A 1,442-nucleotide genomic window follows, 5' to 3' on the forward strand; every position below is an offset into this window, starting at 1 on the left:
GCAGGCCGTACCCCATGAATGCGCGTCAAATAGCTGGCCAGATCCCCGATTCCCTTACTGGAGAGGGTGACCACCTCATACCCAGCTCCGCGCAGCCGCCGCAGGTAGTGCCCTTCGGATCCCCCCTCTGGGGTTACAAAGATGGCCAAAGCCCCAGATTGCTCCAGTTGCTGCACAAACTTTGCACCTGAGCCGACCAGCAGCATAGGAAGAACTCCATTACTCGTCTAGGGTTGGACAAGCAGCCCACCTGCGCTCATTGTAACGGGATGGCGCCTGAAGCTGGGGATAGAAGCTGCCAATGGAACCCATAGAATACTGGCTATCTCCCTGTTTTGCAGAAGGGAGCGTAAAGAAGGGTTAAGATACGGGTAACCTGCTTGCAGGTCTCAACCCACAGGTGGCGGACAAAGGCGGATGGATCCCCCTAGTAGGGATGGCCTCCCCGCCACTTACACAGCGACAACAGATGAACCTCATCATGCGACGACGCGAGCTGTTGACCTTGGCGGTGGCCGGGTTGATTACAGCACCCCTCAGCTTAGCAGGAGAGCAAAGAGCAATGGCCCAACAGACTTATCCCTTCACCAAAACCGACGCCGAGTGGCGGCAACTGCTCACCGAAGAGCAATACTATGTGCTGCGCCAAGAGGGCACTGAGCCCCCCTTCCGCAACGCTTACTACGACAACAAAGCTGCGGGCATCTACGTCTGTGCCGGCTGTGGGCAGGAGCTGTTTTCCTCGGCGGCCAAGTACGACAGTGGCACCGGTTGGCCCAGCTTTTGGGAGCCGATTGCTCCCCATGTGATCGGTACCAAGACGGACTGGAAATTGTTTGTGCCCCGCACAGAAGTCCACTGCTCCAACTGCGGTGGGCATTTGGGGCACGTGTTTCGGGATGGCCCCCCGCCCACGGGCTTGCGCTACTGCATCAATTCTGCTGCCCTCAAGTTCATCCCAGCCACCACTTAGAAATCCTCTTGGCTCCAGCTAAAACTGAGCCGCCTGTCTGGGTGAGCCTATGTCGGACTACACGTTCCTGGATGCTGCTTCGATTCTGCTGCGGGAGGGCCTGGAAGCTCTCTTGGTGCTGGTGGCACTGCTGGCCCTTATGAGCAAGAGCGGGCAATCGGCTCAGAAGCGCTGGGTGTGGATAGGGGGATCCGCGGGCTTGCTGGCAGCGGTGATGCTCGGTCTGCTGGTGAAGCTGTTTTTCCAGCAGATGCTCACCCACACGCGACAAGAGGTGCTGGAAGGGATCACCGGGCTGGTGGCAGCAGGTTTGTTGTTCTCGGTCAGCCTTTGGTTGCACCGCCGGGCTGCAGTGGCTTCTTGGCAAACCTTTGTGCGGGAACACGCGCAGGCGGCACTGGCCACGGGTCAGGTTTTTTCCTTGGCTTTTCTGGCCTTTGTGGCGGTGTTTCGCGAGGGGGCGGAAACG

General features: G+C 58.8%; 3 protein-coding genes. 2 read left to right on the top strand and 1 reads right to left on the bottom strand.

Going from position 1 to position 1,442, the window contains the following annotated elements; translation table 11 throughout:
• Window positions 1-206: NAD(P)H-quinone oxidoreductase subunit N (gene ndhN, locus NW837_RS10310; RefSeq protein WP_414331271.1), on the bottom strand; the 206-nt coding region annotated here is incomplete at its 3' end.
• Window positions 207-436: 230 nt separating this feature from the next.
• Here ndhN and msrB point away from each other — a divergent pair.
• Both msrB and NW837_RS10320 read left to right on the top strand, forming a co-directional pair.
• Entirely contained in the window at window positions 437-973 is a 537-nt protein-coding gene (msrB, locus tag NW837_RS10315; RefSeq protein WP_414331274.1) for a peptide-methionine (R)-S-oxide reductase MsrB, read from the top strand.
• 49 nt (window positions 974-1,022) lie between these two features.
• The coding region (locus tag NW837_RS10320) for an FTR1 family protein (RefSeq protein ID WP_414331276.1) at window positions 1,023-1,442 on the top strand (420 nt) is incomplete at its 3' end.

It is taken from the genome of Synechococcus sp. R6-10, assembly GCF_047461815.1.
GTDB lineage: Bacteria > Cyanobacteriota > Cyanobacteriia > Thermostichales > Thermostichaceae > Thermostichus.

Coding starts and splice junctions, on each gene's coding strand:
- msrB (WP_414331274.1), top strand. CDS start 437: ATGGCCTCCCCGCCACTTACACAGCGACAACAGATGAACCTCATCATG.